Below are 20,096 nucleotides of genomic sequence, written 5' to 3'. Positions count from 1 at the left end.
CAATGTGCTAGAGCATAGCGTGTTATTACGTAATAGACCAAGCAGAGCTTATCGCTCTGCTTTTTTATGTTTGGCACAATACGGAGGTTCATGTGAATAAGCTTTTAACCATACGGCGGCCTATCAAAGATTAGATCTTTGTTCCACAAATATTGTTCAGAAAACACGTACTTTTTCTGTATTAAATGGGTATCTTTTTATATGCACGCAGTTGAATTTAAAAATTGAGCATCTATTTCTAAAATCCCAATATATTGTGTTTGATGAGTGAAGTTGGCTTTCTATATAGTATTTTTGCCTGATCTATTTAAGGCTCTTTTTCTTTTTTAATTGGCTCATTCGCATGTCCGAATTATGTCATTATCAAACCTAGATCAATTTATTGACAGACAGAAACTGTTTATGGTTGAGTGAGAATTGTTAATCCTACAGAATGCGCTGGGTGCTCAGTAAATTCTTGCAGGGAAAGTGATGGTACAGATGGACGCAAGCATCGAATGGTTGAACCGATCTCAGTCATTTCGAAGCAATATGTTAAAGGGGGTGTCTCTCATTACCCTTGTTGCTGGTCTTATCTATGGCTTTCTTAACCTTTTCGTTTTTGAGCAAAAGTGGCTGGGCGCTGTTGAGCTGTTTTTTGCCATCTATTCTGCTTACTTGTTTTGCTATTCGGCTTCTCAAAAGTATCTTCGTTTACAATCTTCTGTTTACGTATCCTCACTTTTTCTCATTGTGTTTATGGGTATGCTTTCCACTAAGGCTCAAAATTCCTCATTCGTCTGGTTATTTTTATGCCCCATCGTCGGTTACTTGTTGCTAGGAAGATCGGCAGGCTTGAAGCTCAATCTGGTTTTTGTGCCTATTGGTGCCGTGTTGTATTACTGGAAGTCAATGGTTCCGGAGGCAGGGTTGCTGACACATTCAATGATTAATGTATTGGCCTGTTTAGGGGCGATTTGGGGGATGGCACATGTTTACGAGTACAATCGAGAAAGAACCGAAGAGCAACTGACATCACTGGCCTTGCTTGATCCGCTCACCAAAATAGACAACCGCCTGAGTTTGGCATTCAGCTTTGAAAAAATGGTGACAATGCATAGGCGAAAATCAGATTTATTCAGCATGCTGGTCGTGGATTTGGATTTCTTCAAAGCCATCAATGATCAGTATGGGCACGATGTTGGTGACGAAGTGCTTAGACAAGTTGCAAAGCTTGTTAAAGATTCAGTCCGAAGATCGGACTCAGTTTATCGGGTAGGGGGCGAAGAGTTTTGCATTCTATTGCCTTACACAGAAAGAAAAGTCGCTTGCGCCGTGGCAGAACACATACGCAAGGTCCTTTGCCGCAATACATTCCGAGTGGACAATAGACAAGTGAGCATCTCTGCCAGTATTGGTGTTTCTGTCTATGGCGAAGATGGCGCGCAATTAGACGACATGTTCAAAGTGGCGGATGATCACCTTTATCATGCGAAAGGATCTGGCAGAAACCAAGTTGTTTACGGTGTTTGATTGTCCAATTTATTTTGAACCAAAATATTCTTAATACGCGCTTTTATTGATGGTGCTTCTTTTCGGAGTGCGATCTTAAATAGCTTTTTCACATCCACCAAATATTCTGGATACTGTTGGCTTAACACAAACAGCGCATTGTATGCCCAGGATCGTAAAAATTTGTTTCTATCTCCCAAGCAATGGCGGACAAACGATTCCACATAAGGTTTATTCTGTTCAGAAATAGGCATGTAAGGTATTGTTTGAAGAAGATTGAGGCGGGCTTCCCAAGCTTCTATGCTGCTCAATTTGCCATAAATAGTGTCTATTTCTGAGTCTGTGAGCTGTTCTTCCTGCTCAAAATGGTTTTTGAGCAACCATGTCGCTCCAGATGCGAAGTCTTCATCGTCCGTTAATTCTATGAGCTGAGTGATAAAGTACGGTTCAAAGTGGTGCTCCTGATAAATCAGGGAGATGGCGTCGGTGTCTTTGCCGTCCCATTGTTCGAGCTCTGTTTTCAATTCCACTATGGTTCCCTTAGTTTCCATATTGCCTCAATTGAGCATAAGTCATTCACCAAAGTTTTCCATTCGATTTGGTTGAGATTTAATCGAATTCAGTTGTTTTGGTTAAAGCTCAATTAAAAAGAAGGCTGTCCCATCGCTTTATCCTATTGCTGTAGGCACGATTTACTGTTGTAGGCACGATTTACTGTTGTAGGCACGATCGGGTTACCGTTTGAAAGGGATAGCGACCTCATCTTTTTTAACGTTCCTTCGCTTCTTTTCCAGCGTATTCGCTCACGTTTTTCCCACGCTGTCACATCACTCTGGTAAAAATAGTCGTATAGTTTTTAATAACTGATTGAAAAACATACAGGGTGAATGCTGTGGATGAAGATATCAAAAACGCGTGTATCGCTTTTTCTTGTGGAGATGTGAATGAGATTATCCCGTTTTTAAACGAGAAAACGCGCTGGACGAATGTTGGCAAAGAAGACATCGTTGGAACGGACAATATTCGATCTATTTGTTTTCAAATGGAATCAGAACCGGTGTCTTTAAATGTATCTCAAGCGCTTGAAGCAACAGATCATCTGGTTGTTCAGGGGCACGGAGATGCACAGCAAACGTTTTGTTTCTGTGACATTTTCCAAATTGAGTCTGGTTCTATTAAACAAATAACGTCTTATCTTGTTGCTGGTCAGAAAGAGTAACGAGATTTTTGGAGGGAAGTGTTTTGGATGGAATTGTTTTTGGATATCGCCCTATACATCGAGATTAAGCGTGAGCTAGATTATAAAATAAGCAGATAGGATTTTTTTTTAGGCAAAGTATTAAAAATGAAGCAATTAAGCATGAGGATTTGTACTAGAGTTTGGACGGGAAAGGTTTTTCTTCAACCTGCTTTGGGCTTAAAAATGAAACTTTTAAGATTTGCTCTCATTCTGATGTTGGTTTTAGTAGGAGCAAGTGCAAAAGCGCTTGAGCTTGAGTACGGTCGTTACAACGTTAATGCCTATGCGCATCCAGACTGTATTGATACGGTCTGCCAAGTCAATTTCGAAAAAACCTATGATACGGTTCCTCTTGTGTTCTTCATGAGCACGGTTTCATTTCTCAATGAGCTGGACTCTCCATCGGATATAAGAATTCTCGAAGTAACAAAAAAATACGTTAAATTTAAACAAAAATTTGCCCCCGCATTTTATGCCCCTCCTGGCATGGAAAATGTGCCGATGAAAGTCATTGATTACGTTGTAATCGAGAAGGGGGTCCATGATTTTAATGGTGTAAAAGTCATTGTTGATGACGTCTCCACTAAAAAATACATGTACGCACTGAGCACTACCAGTACTGGCGACATCAATAGGAATAAAAAAGAGAAAATCTATTTTGATACGTACAGTGATCAGGGCTTCAGAGCATTTACCGGAACACCAGGCATTGTTCACCAAGTTCAAAGTATTAATAATGGCGAGGATTTTTGGCTAGCGTCGATTGTCACCGACGTGAATAGAGCTTACATGAATATCTCGCTAGAACGGAATGAGGTCGATGGTTACAAATTAGAAGAAGACAGGCAGTTTCCAACGCAAGAAGAGCGTATTGGTTTTATCGCGGCGTATGGCAGCGGTGAGCGAGAGGGCATAAAGTTTGCCGTTAAAAACCAGTTGACCATTAACTCGTACGATACGGGTGATCCTGTTTCTACGGGTTGTGAGACATACGCAGATTACGCCGAAAATTATGATGTTGTGCCTATTATCGTGGCGTCAAAAAACTCGCGTGAAGGGAACAATGGTGGCTGGTTGCGCCGCTGCCGTTTGGAGACGAGCCGATCCAGCTTTATGGTGGATGAAGATCTGGACTATGACGATGAGCGTCAACACGTTGAAGAGCGGTTAGGCTACATCATTTTTGAAGTGCCATTTGATGTGGAGCAATGTACTCAGTTTACTGGCCCTGCACAAACTTGGGATACCTCTGGTAGCTTAACAATGACTGGCAGCTCACAGATTTCTGGGGCATTGGATGGTACTCGGCTTGGCTATTTTGATGTCAATACACATCCCAACAACAGTTGCACCAGTGGAGACTGTATAGCCGACAGCAGTTTACTGGTCACTCTTTATAATGATTTTGTCAGTTTCACGCCAGGTTCAACCAGCCTCAATCTCAATACAGGGTCTCACACCGTATCACCAGGTCAATATGACGAAATTAACGTCTCGGGAGATGCTGTTGTGACCTTTACTGCTGGCGATTACTTTGCTAGTAAAATCAATATCTTTGGCAACGCTAAGGTCGGAGTCAGGGGGCAAGTTTTTCTACATGCTGGAGAAACGAATGTCTACAATAGCGCCAGAGTTAATAGGTCAGGTGTGCCAAATGATATCTATTTTATTCAGCACGGCGTGGGTTCTAACTTCTCAATGTATGGGGATGCAAGAGCCACTGCATTTGTGCTCTCAGAAGATAACGTTGAAATAAAAGAGAGTGGTGTTTTAAATGGTGCCATTGCTTCTTTGACTGCTAAAATGTCAGGCGATGCAAGACTAAAAGGCGACATTGCTAGCTGTAATCAGCCTGTTTATCAGCTTCAAATTACGCCACCATCCGCGACTGAATTGGTAGAGAGTTCCATTCCGATCACGTTTAACATAATTAATAATGAAGGTAATATCGCGACAGACTTCTTTGGTAATCTAAACATCACGCCATCCAGTAATGAATATACCTGTTGGAAAGCAACCGCAAATGCATCATGTATAGATGACTCGAGTTCCATGCCAATCCAAGCGGGTACCGCAACCTACTATTTATACAGTAGTGTTGTTGTAGAAGTCGCGACAGTAACCGCGTATGAAGTAGATCGCCCTTATATTAACGGGGCAGCAGGACCATATAAATTCAACAATTCTGGCTTTATCTTTAAGCCATCTCCACTCAAAATGATTGCTGGGAAACAAGCCGACGTCACCATCAAGGCGATGCGAGAAACCGTGGATGGCATTGTGATAATGGATGATTACGATGGCGTCAAAACACTCGAGTTGGCATTAACCTCTTATATCTTGCCAAGCACTGGCACACAGCAAGCTTCTTTGGTGAACAATAACGTCGAGTTTGTCGATGGAGTGGGTCAGTTAACTTTACAATATAACGATGCGGGTCAAATCAACGTCACTGTTAGAGATAACACGAATATTCTAGAAGGTGTGATGGTCGCTGAAGCTCGACCGGATAAACTGGCTCTGTGTGATCTTTCTGTTCAAGACTCAGTCAAAGCCCATAACGGAACGTCTTCAACGGGACCGGGTTTTGCTAGGGCAGGAGAAACCTTTACTGCTCGTATTAAACCCCTCATTTTCGACGCCTCGGAAAGTAATCAATGTGATCGTGCCACGACGCCTAACTTTTATACTGACGGTGGATCTTTTGCATTAGCCGAGCTGAATTACACGCTTCATTCCCCGATTGGAGGAAGCTCCGGAGTATTGACGCAAGAGAGCAACAGCTATTCCCCTTCCAATATCTACAACTTTACGACGAGGTCGTTGGCGGCGAATGGGATTGTTGCATCAATGAACTGGAACGAGGTAGGAAGCATTAACTTAACGGTGTCTAACAGCAATTATAACTATGGTAAGGGTAGCGGAATTGACGGTGATACAGTCACGATAGGACGATTCTATCCGTATCAATTCGAACTCACCAATAATTATACGCAAGAAGGGCAGCAAGGGATTTTTACCTACATGGAGCAAAATTTTAAATCTTTGTTCACTGTAAAAGCTCAAAGTGTCGACAAAAACAACGTGATCACGACAACGACGAACTACGGGGAATTTGATGCTTCTCTATTAATGCATTTGAATTTAGCCATGGTCGATGACGACAAAAACCCAGCGACAGAGTTTAATGACCTAACAGAGCGATTGTTAACAGGCAATATAGCCAATAGAGATTGGTATAAAGAATGGACCGATGGAACCGCGTTACTTCCCCTTACCGTGTTTAAATTCTCTCGAGTCATTCAGCAATCCACGCCGACGAAAATTACCTCCCCAGATGGCCCCTATAATGTTCGGCTTGGTCTTGAAGTGGACACCAATAATGTGGATTGTTCTGTTAATGGGTGTACCAATTTTGTGAAAGCCACTGCACTAAGAAATGACGGTAACAGCATTTACGATGGACGAAAATTTAATGCAGCGCTGGATATGCGTTATGGACGTTTAGCATTGAATGATGTAGGGACAAATAGTGGCGTTGATGTCACCGTTCCAGTACGAGCAGAATATTGGAATGGGTCTCAATTTGTCGCTAATACCGACGACATGTCTACCGATTTTGATGGCACGAATTATTGCCGTGAGCTGATTTGGTCAAACTCTGGAGTCAGTAATGCAGATTTAACAGGCTCGGATACAAACATAAAGGATGGTGCAAGCAAAAAGCTAACCGCAAGGCAAAATAACACTACGGTGGGGGCACAGGAGCAAGTTAGGTTGAAATTGAGAATCGGTTTACCTCCTGCGGGGGAAGTGGGTCTCACTTGTTCTGGTAACACTCTCAGCAGGTTTCAATACCTCCAATACAACTGGCTTGGTAAAGGGGATGACAACCCTTCGAGTGTGGTGACTTTCGGTGTTTATCGAGGTAATGACCGTGTCATCTTCCGTGGAGAGCCAAGAATGTACTAGAGGGCTGTATTTTGCATGTACGGCTTTTTGTTGGTACTACTTTTTGTTGGTACTACTTTTTGTTGGTGCTACTTTTTGTTGGCACTACGTTTGGTTGATACGGCTCTTTCGTTTAAAAGCGGCCAATTTACGTTGGGCGCTTTTTCTATGCAAGTGCGTCAAAACGATAGTGTATGGTGCGCGAGGAGAGATTTCTCAAAGAAATGGAGATAACCAACAATGAAATTGCGTATGCGAGTATTGGACGCGTTTACCAACGAACAATTTAAAGGCAACGCCGCCGCTGTCATCGTGACCGATGAGTGGTTAAGTGACACTTTGATGCAGAATATCGCGATAGAAAACAATTTGTCTGAAACGGCATTTCTCGTACCAATCAAAGACAATAAATACGCGATTCGTTGGTTTTCACCTATCACGGAAATCGACTTTTGTGGGCACGCGACGTTAGCGTCTGCCAGCGCGTTGTTTTCTGATTTTCCGATGCTGAATGAACTTGAGTTTTCAACCTCAGAAGTGGGAACGTTAATGGTTAAAAAGCAGGATAGTGGCATGATTGAAATGCAGTTTCCTATTCGTGCCCCTATGCCTGTTGATGCCCCTCCAGCGCTGATAGAAGGATTATCCATTACCCCGACGCTCATCTTACGAAGCCAGCAAGCGTACTTTGCTATTTATGAATCTCAAGACGATGTATTGCAGGTTCAGCAAACGCGGGAAAAGCTAAAAATGCTGGCACCTTACGATGTCGTCGTAACGGCGAAAGGGGAACGATACGACTTTGTGTCACGCTATTTCTGGCCAGAAAACGGTGGAAGTGAAGATCCCGTCACGGGTTCAATTCACGCTGGCTTAGCACCTTATTGGGCGAGTGAGCTAGGGAAGAATGAACTGGTGGCATTTCAAGCGTCTCAGAGGGGAGGCGAGCTGCATTGCAGAGTGACCGATACCCACGTTTTTGTTTCAGGTCATGCAGTGATATACCTAGATGGCGAGATATCGGTTTAGCATGGTCAAGGTATAGCGCCAATTTCATATAAAATAGCAAAAGAAAACATATAAATATCACTATTGACACAAATGTTATTTGCTATGAACCGTTGCCATTGGTAAGGTGTCTCGACTAAAAAAATCCCCTATATCGCATGATAAGAGTCGTTAAGCGACCTAAGCGTAGCGGAAGTTCGATGTGGCTAGAAAAAAGGAAAGGCTTATTAGTGTGTTATGCACAGCCACAGCTATCGGAGAGCTTCAGTAATGAAAGCAATGGTATATACCCCCTTTGGGGATAACGATATATTGCATTTTTCAGAAGTTGACAAACCAGTGCCAGCCGACGATGACGTATTGATTCGAGTGAAAGCCACAACGGTTACGAAAAGTCATTTTCGCCCCCAATCTCCCAAACTGCTTCGACTCCCTTCGCGTCTCGCGCTGGGTGCCATTTTGCCAAAACAAGAAATTCTCGGTACTGAGTTTGCGGGTGTGGTAGAAGCGGTCGGAAAAAATGTTCGACTCTTTAAGCCTAATGACCGAGTGTTCGGGTTGGCAGGCGTGGAAAGTGGCACTTACGCAGAATACATCACAGTACAAGACGATGGTGTCCTGAGCTTAATGCCTGTGAACACAAATTTCGAAGAAGCGGCATCCATTCCATACGGTGCATTGATTGCTCTGCAAATGCTGCGTGACAAAGCCAAAGTTCAAGTCGGGCAGAAAGTACTGATAAACGGAGCATCAGGACCAGTTGGTAGCGCAGCGGTACAAATTGCTAAATGGCTTGGAGCGAAGGTAACGGGTATTTGTAGCACCGATGAATTGACGTTTGTTAAAGCACTGGGCGCTGATCGTGTCGTAGACCATTCGATCCATGATTTCACTGTGGTGGAGCGACAATATGACGTGGTTTTTGACATTGCCAATACTGCGTGCTTTGACTCTTGTTGTGAGGTACTCAAACCGCGAGGCATATGCTTGAAGCTTGAAGCGGGTCTGGCAGAGTACTATCAAATGATGTCTTCCATTTTTATGGGGAAACCGCGTCTCGCGTTCCGATACCGCGTCAACACCAGTGTGGACTTAGTTTTACTTAAAGACTTGATGGAAATGGGAATCTTAAAGCCAAGGATTGATCGCCAATACGCATTTTCTCAACTTGAAGAAGCCCATCAATACGCCCATGCGAAACGCAGAAAGGGCAGTGTTGTCATTCAAGTGAGTTAGTCCAGTATTTCAAGTAAGACATCATTGATGTCATCAGCGTACCTAATGAAGTTGTTCGAACCCTTTGGGCAGCATTTGTGGCTTATTTTTACTCATCGTTGTGTTATTCAATCATTGTTGTGTTAACTAATCATTGTATAAAGCGGCTACACCGAATAAACATTACCTTGTACAAATAACCCACAAATAACTGCAAAATCATCTCGAAAGGTCAACAGCCCCTAGCTATTTGACCATTGAAATCAGTGCATTTTGAATAATATCCACCGCCTCTTCTAGTATATGATCTTCCACCGTGAGCGGAGGCAGCAAGCGGATAGCGTTGCCAAATTGACCACATGGCAATACGATCAAACCCTGATTTCGGCATTCTGCAATAAACGGTGCAACGTATTCTGGCGCCGGTGCTTCGCCGTTGACAAAGTCAAAGGCAATCATGGCGCCAGCGTGGCGAATGTAAGCAATGGGAATACCGCCGTGGGAGTCTTTGACCTGACGGATGGCATTGTGTAATCGCCGACCTATGGTTTGTGCCTTTTGGTTCAGGTTTTGGCTTTGAATTTCATCCAAAACGGCGTGGGCGGCGGCGCAACCGACAGGGCTACCACCGTACGTTCCTCCCAGACCTCCCGGTGCTGGGCTGTCCATCAGTTCACGTTTTCCTATGATTCCTGAAAGTGGGTAGCCGCCGGCCAACGCCTTCGCTACAGTGATCAAATCGGGTTGCACATCGAAATGCTCGCTCGCCAACGTCTTTCCAGTTCGGGCAAAGCCCGTTTGCACTTCATCAAAAATCAAAACGATGCCGTGTTCATCGCATAGATTTCGCAGTTTCGTCATCAACTCATTGGGTGCCGCGTAAAACCCGCCTTCCCCTTGGATGGGCTCAATAACAATAGCCGCGACAGAATCGGGGGAGATGTCCGTTTTGAACACTTTTTCCAACGACTTCATTGTGTAGCTGGTGTCCATACCTTGATAAGGCACGGGGAAGGGCACGTGGAAAATGTCGGCAGGGAAAGGACCAAAGCCCTCTTTGTAAGGGGCGATTTTCCCTGTCATGCCCATGGTCAGCATGGTTCTGCCATGAAAGCCGCCGTGAAACGCGATCACACCACGACGCTTGGTGTAGTGGCGTGCAATCTTCACGGCGTTTTCCAGCGCTTCTGCACCCGTTGTCATCAATAGGGTTTTTGCATCGTCAATGGGGGCTAATTCGTTTAAACGTTCGGCAAGAGCAATGTACGTTTCATAACCCGCTACTTGAAAAGCGGTGTGGCTAAAGCGCTCGATTTGCTCGATGACGGCTTGTGTAACAGCTTGGTTGCAATGCCCAGTGTTCACGACGGCAATGCCGGCAGCAAAATCGATAAAACGTCGGTTTTCTACGTCCCAAATTTCGGCGTTTTGAGCGCGTTTCACAAACAAAGGGGTAGCCGAAGCCACGCCTCTGGGCACCGCCTTGTTTCGGCGATCCATCAGTGACTGATTATTCATTTGAGGTGTCCTATCCTTTTTAAGAAAGCCCGCCAAAGCAGACGTATTTGGTTTCCAGATATTCTTCAATGCCGGATCGCGATCCTTCTCGCCCTAATCCAGAGTGTTTTATGCCGCCAAACGGGGCAACTTCATTGGAGATGATCCCTTCATTCACACCCACCATGCCGTATTCCAGCGCTTCACTCACTCGTAAGCAGCGATGAATATTGGCGGAATAGAAATACGCCGCCAAGCCGTATTCGGTGTCGTTGGCCATGTCAATCGCTTGTTCCTCCGTATCGAAACGAAAAATAGGGGCAACCGGGCCAAAGGTTTCTTCCGAGGCAATCCGCATGGCGGGGGTGACATCGGCAATGACGGTTGGCTGATAAAACAAACCACCCAGAGAGTGGCCAGAGCCGCCGGTGAGCAATTGCGCCCCTTGGCTTAACGCGTCTCGGACATGAGCATCGACCTTGACCATTGCTGGCTCACTGATCAAAGGACCGATCTGATGCTTAGGGTTCATACCCGAACCCACTTTGAGCTTGCTGACGGCTCTGGCGAATTTTTCCGAAAATTGAGCGTAAACGCCGGATTGCACCAATATTCGATTGGTGCACACGCACGTTTGGCCGGCATTGCGAAATTTAGAGGCGAGCGCACCTTCTACCGCTTCGTCGATGTCGGCGTCATCGAACACAATAAAGGGGGCATTGCCACCCAGCTCCATGGATACGCGTTTCACCGTGCTGGCGCATTGTGCCAACAGTTTTTTCCCGACGTCCGTTGACCCAGTAAAAGACAGCTTTCGTATTGTTGGGCTGTTACACAACGTGGTGCCGATTTCCGCCCCTTTGGCGGCGGTCACCACGTTGATGACCCCTTCAGGAAGGCCCGCCTGTTGCGACAACGAAGCCAGCGCGAGCGCGGAAAAAGGCGTTGATTCCGCGGGCTTAACGATCGCGGTACACCCCGCCGCCAAAGCGGGTGCCAGTTTGCGCGTGATCATCGCGACAGGAAAATTCCAAGGCGTAATGGCCGCGCAAACGCCAACGGGTTGCTTCAAGGTTTGTAGGCGACGATCGGCGGATGTGGAAGGGATCACATCGCCATAAATGCGTTTCCCTTCTTCCGCAAACCATTGAATGAACGAAGCCCCGTAGGCCACTTCCCCAAGCGATTCCGATAAAGGCTTCCCCGATTCTAAGGTGATCAGCTCGGCTAAATCGGCTTGGTTTTCGAGAATCAATTGATGCCAATTCATCAAATATTCGGCGCGCTGCTTGGCGGTCAGTTTTCGCCAAGATGACAGAGCGGTATTTGCCGCCTCTATGGCTGAAAGTACCTCTTTACCCGACATATCGGGCACCGTGCCGATTTCATTGCCGTTCGCAGGGTCATAAACTGAAAAGCACTGACCCGTTTTGCTTTCCACCCATTGTCCATTCACAAACGCGCGGTGTCGAAGTAACGTCATTGGTTTACTCCACTTTGCTCGATGTGGTGTTTGGCGGCGTCGAGCAGCGCTTGATGATCCCGTCTGGCGCTGAGCGCGTCTTCCATGCTGACTTCCGTAAACTGGATGGACGTATTGGGCTGCATCTGACCAATCAAATCCATATCGGTCGAAATGACAGTGCCGATCATGAAGTAGCCGCCACCGGATACGGCGTCACGGTGCAGCACAATCGGTTCTTTCCCTGCGGGCACTTGAATCGAGCCGTAGGGGTAACAACCGTCAACGATGTTGGAAGGATCCGATCCCGCGCCAAAAGGCTGGTCGCGTTCAATGAATTCAAGTGGTGTTCCGTTTTTAAAGCGATAACCAATGCGATCCGCCTCGGGGGCCACTTGCCATTCTTCAGCAAAAAACTGTTTGCCCGATGCTTCCGTAATACGGTGCCAGTACAATCCCGTTACTACACGCAGCGTTGTATTGACATCACGGCGAAGCGCCGCAGGTAAGTGACGGCGAACAAACAAACCGTTGCCTGTGGTATCGCTTATGTTACCCACCGTTGCCTCACCGACGGGCAGCTCATCCCCTTCTTGAAGGGGGCGTCCTTCAAAGCCGCCAAGTGCACCGAGTGTGTAAGTAGAGCGACTACCGAGCACTTCGGGTACGTCAATACCACCCGCCACCGCGATGTAGATTCTGGCGCCCTTGGTGAGGTGATTAAACGTAAGTGTTTGCCCCGCTTCTACACGAAAGCTTGTCCAGCTCTCTTGTGCGATACCATCGACCATTGGCGTCATTTCTGCCCCCGTAACGGCAACGGTGCAGCCTTTCGAGAATGCCAGTTTTGGCCCCATAAACACCGCTTCCAACACAGCCGCGTTCTCATCGTTTCCGACCAGCCAGTTGGCGCATCGACAGGCAAATCGATCCATGGCTCCGGATACGGGAATGCCCAAATGAAAATACCCTTTACGGCCAAGATCTTGCACTGCTGTCGCTAAACCGGGGTGAAGAACCTTAATGTTCATACAGTGCCTCCTTCAGTGTGGCGTTGTAACGGCTCATGTTGGCTTCAAATTCAGATAAGGAGAATTGAACCGCCTTAATGAGAGGCTGATAGGTGCCTTTTTCGACTTGATCGACAATGTGGTGATAGTCTGCTTCGTCGATGGGGCGAAACTTCACGATGTCCCCCGGCTGGAAAAAGATGAGAAAGTCTTTCAGGTGAGCCGCGCTTTGGCTTGGGTCGTAGATGGGCATGGGCGTCACGCCAAACATTTGGTATCCCCCCGCCCCGCGAACCGAGTAAATGCAAGAGAAACAGCCCCCATAGCCGATAGTGAGCTTAGGCGTGTCGGTTCTTGGGCGAACATATTTGGGCACTTGGATTTGCTTTTCTTGTTCCACCATTTGAAACATGAAAGGCAACCCAGCAACAAACCCCACCATGGTGACCATCCAAGGCGAATTGGCGTGCGCTTCAATAAAAGCGTCAATCGAATCATAGCCATTGATTTTTGCGGCATAGGAAAGATCGGTGCCTTCTGGATCTTGATGCCTTTCCCGAAATCGCATCAGCGTTTCATGTGTCCATGGATCTTGGTAATAGACGGGCACTTCAATGATGCGTGTGTCGATTTTCGCTTCGTTTTCCGCCATGGACGCTTCAAGATTTTGAATGGTTTGCAACATATCGGAAGGTGCGCAAATGTCGGGGTTGTACTTCACCTGAAAAGAAGCATTCGCGGGGCAGATTTCCTCTACACCCGGAATGTTTGCTTGTCGGATCGCTTGTGTCATCGACAAGCTTTTGAAAAAGGCCGCGAGCGACATTTCTTCGCTGACTTCTACGAATATGTGTTCATCTCCGCCATAGGAGTAGCGTGTTTTCATCGTCTTTCCTTAAGATGCCTGAGAGTAGGTGCTTTCCTTGCTCGTTTGAGACTGGGACACGTTCTCTAACCAGCGTTCTAGCCACGCTGTGTTGAACTGTCCGGTGAGTAATTCGTTGTCCTTACAGAGCTGTTGAAACAGCGGCTGGGTGGTTTTAACCCCCACGACCTCTAATTCATCCAGTGCTCTTGCCATGCGTTTGATGGCGTTTTCACGGGTGTTATCCCATACGATCAGCTTGCCAAGGAGAGAATCGTAATAAGGCGGAATCGCATATCCGGAGTAAATCAGCCCATCAAATCGAACCCCTGCTCCCATAGGGGGAGTAAACTGGCTGATGATGCCGGGATAAGGTAAGAACCCATTAAACGGGTCTTCTGCATTCAGGCGAATTTCAATGGCATGACCGCGCATTTCAATATCAGTTTGTTGGAACGCCAGTGGCTGACCCGATGCAATCAGAATCATCTCGCGAATCAAATCGACGCCAGTAATGCACTCGGTAATGGGGTGCTCTACCTGTATGCGTGTATTCATTTCGATAAAGTAGAAGGCTTCCGTCTCGTCGTCATAGAGGTATTCAATGGTGCCTGCACCCTGATAGTGAACGCTCTCTGCTAACGACACCGCGGACTGACACATGGCTTCTCTAACCGAGGTAGGGAGAACAAAGCAGGGCGCTTCTTCCCAGACTTTCTGGCGGCGACGTTGCAACGAGCATTCACGTTCAAATAGATGAATCGCTTTGTTTCCATCTGCTAGAATTTGAACCTCAACATGCCGAGCCTGCTGAATGAACTTTTCTAAATACAACGTGCCGTCACCAAAGGCCGACTTTGCTTCTGCCGACGCCTGGTGATACTGGTCGAGGAAATCATCGGCCTTTTCGATCACGCGAATACCTCGTCCGCCACCGCCTGCCGAGGCTTTTATCATGACGGGAAACCCGATCTCCTTAGCGCGCTGCAATGCGGCGTCTGGGTTGGTGGAAGGGGCGCTGCCCGGAACAACAGGCACGCCCGCTGCCATCGCGGTTTCCCGAGCGACGGCTTTATCCGCCATTTTTCGCATGGTGTTGCCATCAGGACCGATGAAAATCAACCCGGCTTGACGCACTCTATCCGAGAAATCGGCATTTTCCGACAGAAACCCATAGCCAGGGTGGATCGCGTCGGCGTTGGAATCGATAGCAGCTTGGATGATTTTGTCGCCATCCAGATAACTTTGGTTTGCTATCGGGGCACCAATGCAAATGGCCGCGTCTGCCAGTTTAACCGCAAGAGACCCGCTGTCGGCTTCGCTGTATACCTGAATGGTTCGTATGCCCATTTCCTTGGCAGCACGGATGATCCGCACCGCAATTTCACCGCGGTTGGCAATGAGAAGAGTTTGAATAGTCATAACAATTCCTTGTGTACATTCCGTGCGTTACTTGAGCCGAACGATAGGCTGACCAGCGTTTACGGGGGTTTCGTTTTCCAACAAAAAGTCATCAATGACGCCCGACACTTCGGCTTTGATTTCGTGGAACGACTTCATGACTTCCACTAAGCCAATCACATCGCCGGGAGCAATGCTGTCTCCAGCTTGTTTGTAATAAGGTTGCTCAGGTGCTGAAGAGCGGTAGAACACGCCCGGCAGTGGGCAAATGATTTCTTTGTCTGACATGGTTCACTCCTTGAAGATTGACGATCCATCAGTGGATAATTGCTTTGGGTTTGCAAAAGCAGCGGTTCGCGAAGGTAGGTGCTTCGAAAGCGTTGTATTAACTGCTTTGACAATGTCCAGTGCGTTTGGGGTGTCTGAATGTACACAAACGGTTTGGGCAACCACGGGAATCTCATCTCCATTTGTTGCTGTTACCTTTCCTTGCTCTACGGCTTTTTTCACTCGTTTGGCCGCATAGTTCGGATCGGTTGCTTCGTGAGTTTGAGTGATCACCAAGTGCCCATGCTGATCATAGTCTAGGTCGGTGAAAAACTCGGCGACGAAGCCCACACCCTTACTTTTGTATATTTGCTCGTGGCAGGTGCCCGTTAAACCAAATACAGGGACTTGGTAATGCAACGCGATATTGGCAATGGTTTCGGCGATTTCTGGATCGGAGGCCGCCATACCGTAGAGCACCCCGTGCGGCTTTAGGTGATTGAGTGGCATATCCAACATATCCAGAAAGCCTTTTAGCGCACCGATTTGATACACGATCATGTTGTGTAATTCGGCTTGGCTAAGGTGCATTCTTCGACGGCCAAAACCTTGAAGGTCAGGCAATGAAAAGTGCGCCCCTACCTTGACACCATAGTGCTTAGCAAGCTCTACCGTGCGCTTCATATGGTTTGGGTCTGAAGCATGAAAACCACAAGCAACATTGGCTTCGGTGATGTAGGGCATCAGTGCTTCATCATCACCCAGTGTGTAGATGCCAAACCCTTCTCCCATATCGCTGTTTATATTGATCATGCTGTTTATATTGAGCATATTGATACCTGTTTATGATGTTGAAGGGGTTAGTGCGCGCCTAAATTGGCTCGCATTCGAATACGAATTTGGTCGATAATCACCGCGAAGATCAGCAAGGCGCCGATGACTACGGTTTGCAAGTAAGATTCGACACGCGTTAAGTTCATGCCGTTTTGAACCAAGCTAATAAAAATGGCACCCAAAACGACATGCTCGACACGTCCAACACCGCCCCGCAAGCTGACACCGGCAATCACACAAGCGGCGATGGACTCTAAAGGCATGGCCGCCCCAATGTTGGCCTCGCCCGTATCCAGCCTTGCGGTAATCAACATGCCCGCTAATGCCGCGAACAACGCGCAAAGTAGGTAAGCCATCATCAAGGTTTTGTGAGTGTTGATTCCGGAAAGCTGCGCGGCGTGAATGTTGCCACCGACGGCGTAGAAATAGCGCCCGAGACGGGTTCGATTCACCACAATGACGGCGGCAATGGTCATGATGAGCGCGGCTAAAATCGGTGTGGGTATTCCTAGTAGGCTGCCAAACCCGAAGGTGTTGCCATACTCGACGGGCATGCCGTAAACAGGAGAGCCGCCAGTCATATAAAGGGCGACACCAAAGCCAACAGAGGAGATACCCAGTGTCATCACAAACGGGGACACTTGAAAATGTGCGACGCCCACACCATTGATGAACCCAACGACCAGCCCAACCCCAACACCCGCGAGCACACCGAGTAAGATGGCAAGGTAAATGGCGTCAGGAAAGGAGGCGTACACGGCTGCCATCGTGGTCGCGCCGACAACCGAAGAGAGGGCAATAATGGTGCCGACGGACAGGTCGAAACCCGCCGTTAGCAACACAAACATTTGACCTATCGCCACCATAATGAGGTAAGAAGATTGGCGCAGAAGGTTGAGCAAGTTTCGTGCAGTCAGAAAATTGTCCGATGCCGTCGCGAAGATGGTGACTGCAATCACCATTAAGATGGGCAGCACCCCAATTTTGACAAATAGGTGTTTTATCCGATTCATTGCGTTTCCTTTTGACGGCGAATCGCTTGATTTTGGCGTGTCGAGTTTAGAAGCCGAGTGATTTGCCTTAATGGGTTCACTGTTCATTGCAGAGTGCCTCATTGTGGGATTCCATGGATTCAAAGAAGTGAGCAAGCGCATTGGCTTCGGTGATGTCTTCGCCCTGTAAATGCGCTTCAATTCGTCCTTGTCGCATGATGTATAAGCGATGAGAAAGGTTGACGACTTCCGGTAGATCGGAAGAAATGATCACCACCGCCGCGCCTTGCTCACATAAGCTTGCGATGAACCGATAGATCTCTGCTCGTGTCCCGACATCCACTCCGACGGTGGGCTCATCAAACACGTACAAAGACACATCACGAGTGAGACATTTCGCCAACAACACTTTTTGCTGGTTTCCCCCACTGAATTGCCCGACATCTCGCTCGATTTGCATGGGGTAAAGCTTCAATTTATCGGCTAGCGTTGAGGCTTGCTGGCGCTCATGGTTCAAGCTTAATGCGCCCGTTGTACCAGAATAAGAGGGGGTATGAATGGCCGCTAAGCTGATGTTTTCTCGGCAACTGCGAATCATCACCAACCCTTCGGCTTTTCTGTCTCGGGAGTTGTAAAAGAAACCCCGATCCAGCATGTCGCGAGTCGATAAGCGCGTGACATTGTCACCCTGAAAAATCACCTTACCGGATTGAATGGGTTCTAACCCAAAACAGGCTCTGAGCGCTTCTGATTTCCCGCAACCAACCAGCCCAGCAAAGCCGATTACTTCTCCTTCTCTCGCGTAGAAAGAAAGGTCTTGTATGGCGTTATTGCGGCTTGATAAGTTCTGCACTTCCAAGATCGTATTTTGAGGGGAATAGGGGATGTCGGGGTAAACCTGATCCATGACTCGCCCTGTCATCATGGTGATCAGCTCTTTTTCATCGACCTGCTCACAAGCCTTGGTGCCCACGTAACGCCCATCTCTGAGCACGGTAATGCGATCAGCGATGCGGCGAATTTCCGCCATGCGGTGCGAGATATAAATAATGCCGACGCCTTGCTGTTTGATTTGCTCAACGAGTCGAAAAAGCTGCTCCGTTTCTTGGTGAGTTAGCGAGGCGGTGGGCTCATCGAGAATCAGTACCGCCAGTTCTCCCCGCAGCGCTTTGGCTATTTCGACCATTTGCTTTTCTGCCCGCGATAATTCACCGACAGGCGAATTTGGGTTCAGCTGAAAGCCCATGGTGTCGAGTAATGCTTGCGCTTTGTATTGCAAGGTTTGGTTATCGAGCAGACCCGATTTCATGGGTTCCTCCCCCAGAAAAAGGTTTTGTGCGACGGTTAGGGTGTCGACCAACGAGAATTCTTGGAAAACCGCGCTGATCCCTTTTTGACGAGCATCGAACACGTTTTTGAAATACACCTCCTCATTGTGGAATTGCATTTCTCCAGCCGTGCGTTGGTTTGCGCCTGAGATAATCGAAATCAGCGTCGATTTACCTGCCCCATTTTCACCAAATAATACGTGCACTTCGCCAGCCTCCAATGTGAAGTCCACATTGTCTAGCGCCTTAACGCCGGGATACTGTTTGTGTATCCCGCGCATGGAGAGGATGGGATTTGAACCTATCATCATTGAGGTTTCACCGAAAACGTCGGTTTAAAGTTATTGGGTGCCAGCGAACTGTCTCTATCGAAGTTATCAACCGTCGTCGCGTCAATAACATAAAGTTGCGGACCGACGTGCTTGGTGTAGGGTTTGCCTTCTAGGATTCGAATGGCTTGGTCTATCGCGATCCGCCCTTGAATCACGGCAGAATCGGTTGGTGCCGCTAGGATGAGCTTGCGCTTAATGCCTTGGTAAACACCGGGAGTGAAGTAATACGAAAGGACTTTGACTTGATCGGTAAGCCCACGTGAACGAAGTAAACTGGTGGCGGCTTCCGCAGTGACGGCGGTGCCGACGATGTAATCCAGATTGGGGTACGCTTCTAGCGTGTCTTCCACCAGTTTGAGTTGAACTTCTTTACCCGTGTCGCCGTATTTGGTTTCAACGACCTCAATGTTGGAGCCTTGAATCGCCGACTGAAATCCTTTGTTTCCGGCCTCTACCCAACCCGCTCCTGGCGGACCAGGAAACCAACCCACTTTGACTTTTTCTGAACTATTCTTGTGGAGCTCTCTTAAATACTGTCCGATTTTGGATCCCATTTCACCGAACGACACCAAAGACTTGGCCGACAAATCCGGTGAAGACATCCCGTTAACGATATCGATAACAGGGATACCCGATTTAGCAATGTTCTTAACCAGGTTGTTCAAACCTTCATAAGAGATAGCGCCAATCACGACCGCATCCGCTCCTGAAGCCACGCAGTCTTCGATTTGCGATATCTGGGTATTTAAATTGGTATAGCCGCCCGCTTCAACTAGCTGCATGCCAACGCCTGAACGTTTGGCTTCCGCAACCACACCGTAGTTCACTGCCGTCCAGTAGGCGTCTTTAAGATGAGGGAAAGACACGCAGATATCCCATGGTTTTTCGGCTTTTTCGACGGGCTGGTACTTCATCACTTCGCGATCACTTGCCATATCGAAGGGGGTTGTCCACACATCCACGGTATATGGATACCAATCTTTTGCGTTGATGTTTGGGCTGTAATACGCGGCAAGTATTGCGGTTAGCGTAAACCATGCTGCATTTGAGGTGTTTCGTTTCATCGTTCTTCTCCCTGTTATTCGAACGTTGTTTAACGAGTGGTGTTCGCCGTGATGAATCCGTTTCGGCGGTTGTTTCAATTGTTAATAACAGGTTAAAATTGCAGCGTTGATATGTAAAATATGGAATGCCGTGAAGCAT

16 protein-coding genes are annotated in these 20,096 nt (G+C 47.4%); 5 read left to right on the top strand and 11 right to left on the bottom strand.

All coding sequences use genetic code 11. The annotated features are described in order from the left end of the window. Positions 1-480: 480 nt before the first annotated feature. On the top strand, positions 481-1,512 hold the full coding sequence (locus tag HC752_RS11675) for a GGDEF domain-containing protein (RefSeq protein ID WP_238930501.1): 1,032 nt from the start codon (positions 481-483) through the stop codon (positions 1,510-1,512). Here HC752_RS11675 and HC752_RS11670 read toward each other — a convergent pair. Beyond that, positions 1,500-2,021 carry a hypothetical protein gene (locus HC752_RS11670; RefSeq protein WP_190335295.1) on the bottom strand — a complete coding sequence of 174 codons (522 nt, stop codon included), beginning with the start codon at positions 2,019-2,021 and terminating at the stop codon, positions 1,500-1,502. The two genes, HC752_RS11675 and HC752_RS11670, sit on opposite strands and share 13 nt — an antisense overlap. Before the next feature lie 362 nt (positions 2,022-2,383). On the opposite strand from HC752_RS11670, the gene HC752_RS11665 reads away from it, so the two are divergent. From HC752_RS11665 to HC752_RS11650, 4 genes are all read left to right on the top strand, one after another. Continuing rightward, the gene (locus HC752_RS11665) at positions 2,384-2,710 is read left to right on the top strand and encodes a hypothetical protein (RefSeq protein ID WP_190335294.1); all 327 of its coding nucleotides are present in this window, start codon (positions 2,384-2,386) and stop codon (positions 2,708-2,710) included. 204 nt (positions 2,711-2,914) lie between these two features. After that, positions 2,915-6,703 carry a DUF6701 domain-containing protein gene (locus HC752_RS11660; RefSeq protein WP_190335293.1) on the top strand — a complete coding sequence of 1,263 codons (3,789 nt, stop codon included), beginning with the start codon at positions 2,915-2,917 and terminating at the stop codon, positions 6,701-6,703. 219 nt (positions 6,704-6,922) lie between these two features. After that, a complete protein-coding gene (locus tag HC752_RS11655; protein ID WP_190335292.1) occupies positions 6,923-7,711 on the top strand; it encodes a PhzF family phenazine biosynthesis protein in 789 nt (262 codons plus the stop codon). 249 nt (positions 7,712-7,960) lie between these two features. Next, positions 7,961-8,926 (top strand): NAD(P)-dependent alcohol dehydrogenase, encoded by a 966-nt coding sequence (locus tag HC752_RS11650; RefSeq protein WP_190335291.1) that lies wholly within the window; start codon positions 7,961-7,963, stop codon positions 8,924-8,926. A gap of 225 nt (positions 8,927-9,151) precedes the next feature. Here the strand turns inward: HC752_RS11650 and gabT are convergent, their stop codons facing one another. The 10 genes from gabT to torT form a co-directional block, all read right to left on the bottom strand. Next, positions 9,152-10,423 carry a 4-aminobutyrate--2-oxoglutarate transaminase gene (gene gabT, locus HC752_RS11645; RefSeq protein ID WP_190335290.1) on the bottom strand — a complete coding sequence of 424 codons (1,272 nt, stop codon included), beginning with the start codon at positions 10,421-10,423 and terminating at the stop codon, positions 9,152-9,154. A gap of 19 nt (positions 10,424-10,442) precedes the next feature. Beyond that, a complete protein-coding gene (locus tag HC752_RS11640; RefSeq protein ID WP_190335289.1) occupies positions 10,443-11,885 on the bottom strand; it encodes an NAD-dependent succinate-semialdehyde dehydrogenase in 1,443 nt (480 codons plus the stop codon). Beyond that, entirely contained in the window at positions 11,882-12,895 is a 1,014-nt protein-coding gene (locus HC752_RS11635; RefSeq protein ID WP_190335288.1) for a 5-oxoprolinase subunit C family protein, read from the bottom strand. Before HC752_RS11635 ends, HC752_RS11640 begins: the two co-directional genes overlap by 4 nt. Beyond that, positions 12,885-13,760: a 5-oxoprolinase subunit B family protein gene (locus HC752_RS11630; RefSeq protein ID WP_190335287.1), complete on the bottom strand. Its 876-nt coding sequence runs from the start codon at positions 13,758-13,760 to the stop codon at positions 12,885-12,887. Before HC752_RS11630 ends, HC752_RS11635 begins: the two co-directional genes overlap by 11 nt. 9 nt (positions 13,761-13,769) lie before the next feature. Continuing rightward, positions 13,770-15,161, bottom strand: a complete 1,392-nt coding sequence (locus HC752_RS11625) for an acetyl-CoA carboxylase biotin carboxylase subunit (RefSeq protein ID WP_190335286.1) — start codon at positions 15,159-15,161, stop codon at positions 13,770-13,772. Positions 15,162-15,188: 27 nt separating this feature from the next. Then, a complete protein-coding gene (locus tag HC752_RS11620; RefSeq protein ID WP_190335285.1) occupies positions 15,189-15,428 on the bottom strand; it encodes an acetyl-CoA carboxylase in 240 nt (79 codons plus the stop codon). Between the two features lie 3 nt (positions 15,429-15,431). Continuing rightward, on the bottom strand, positions 15,432-16,238 hold the full coding sequence (gene pxpA, locus HC752_RS11615) for a 5-oxoprolinase subunit PxpA (RefSeq protein WP_238930500.1): 807 nt from the start codon (positions 16,236-16,238) through the stop codon (positions 15,432-15,434). Between the two features lie 29 nt (positions 16,239-16,267). After that, positions 16,268-17,254 carry an ABC transporter permease gene (locus tag HC752_RS11610; protein WP_238930499.1) on the bottom strand — a complete coding sequence of 329 codons (987 nt, stop codon included), beginning with the start codon at positions 17,252-17,254 and terminating at the stop codon, positions 16,268-16,270. Between the two features lie 76 nt (positions 17,255-17,330). Continuing rightward, entirely contained in the window at positions 17,331-18,872 is a 1,542-nt protein-coding gene (locus HC752_RS11605; RefSeq protein WP_238930498.1) for a sugar ABC transporter ATP-binding protein, read from the bottom strand. Next, positions 18,869-19,957: a TMAO reductase system periplasmic protein TorT gene (gene torT / locus HC752_RS11600; RefSeq protein ID WP_190335284.1), complete on the bottom strand. Its 1,089-nt coding sequence runs from the start codon at positions 19,955-19,957 to the stop codon at positions 18,869-18,871. Before torT ends, HC752_RS11605 begins: the two co-directional genes overlap by 4 nt. Positions 19,958-20,096: the final 139 nt, after the last annotated feature.

This window comes from Vibrio sp. S9_S30 (genome assembly GCF_014694455.1).
Taxonomy (GTDB): Bacteria; Pseudomonadota; Gammaproteobacteria; order Enterobacterales; family Vibrionaceae; genus Vibrio.
Note: the sequence above shows the minus strand (reverse complement) of the source record. Positions and strands in the feature narration are given on the sequence as shown.

What these genes read in the sequence shown, in the direction of transcription:
- HC752_RS11675 (WP_238930501.1), top strand. Translation starts at nt 481, where the DNA reads ATGGACGCAAGCATCGAATGGTTGAACCGATCTCAGTCATTTCGAAGC.
- HC752_RS11660 (WP_190335293.1), top strand. Translation starts at nt 2,915, where the DNA reads ATGAAACTTTTAAGATTTGCTCTCATTCTGATGTTGGTTTTAGTAGGA.
- HC752_RS11655 (WP_190335292.1), top strand. Translation starts at nt 6,923, where the DNA reads ATGAAATTGCGTATGCGAGTATTGGACGCGTTTACCAACGAACAATTT.
- HC752_RS11650 (WP_190335291.1), top strand. Translation starts at nt 7,961, where the DNA reads ATGAAAGCAATGGTATATACCCCCTTTGGGGATAACGATATATTGCAT.
- gabT (WP_190335290.1), bottom strand. Translation starts at nt 10,423, where the DNA reads ATGAATAATCAGTCACTGATGGATCGCCGAAACAAGGCGGTGCCCAGA.
- HC752_RS11640 (WP_190335289.1), bottom strand. Translation starts at nt 11,885, where the DNA reads ATGACGTTACTTCGACACCGCGCGTTTGTGAATGGACAATGGGTGGAA.
- HC752_RS11635 (WP_190335288.1), bottom strand. Translation starts at nt 12,895, where the DNA reads ATGAACATTAAGGTTCTTCACCCCGGTTTAGCGACAGCAGTGCAAGAT.
- HC752_RS11630 (WP_190335287.1), bottom strand. Translation starts at nt 13,760, where the DNA reads ATGAAAACACGCTACTCCTATGGCGGAGATGAACACATATTCGTAGAA.
- HC752_RS11625 (WP_190335286.1), bottom strand. Translation starts at nt 15,161, where the DNA reads ATGACTATTCAAACTCTTCTCATTGCCAACCGCGGTGAAATTGCGGTG.
- HC752_RS11620 (WP_190335285.1), bottom strand. Translation starts at nt 15,428, where the DNA reads ATGTCAGACAAAGAAATCATTTGCCCACTGCCGGGCGTGTTCTACCGC.
- pxpA (WP_238930500.1), bottom strand. Translation starts at nt 16,238, where the DNA reads ATGCTCAATATAAACAGCATGATCAATATAAACAGCGATATGGGAGAA.
- HC752_RS11610 (WP_238930499.1), bottom strand. Translation starts at nt 17,254, where the DNA reads ATGAATCGGATAAAACACCTATTTGTCAAAATTGGGGTGCTGCCCATC.
- HC752_RS11605 (WP_238930498.1), bottom strand. Translation starts at nt 18,872, where the DNA reads ATGATGATAGGTTCAAATCCCATCCTCTCCATGCGCGGGATACACAAA.
- torT (WP_190335284.1), bottom strand. Translation starts at nt 19,957, where the DNA reads ATGAAACGAAACACCTCAAATGCAGCATGGTTTACGCTAACCGCAATA.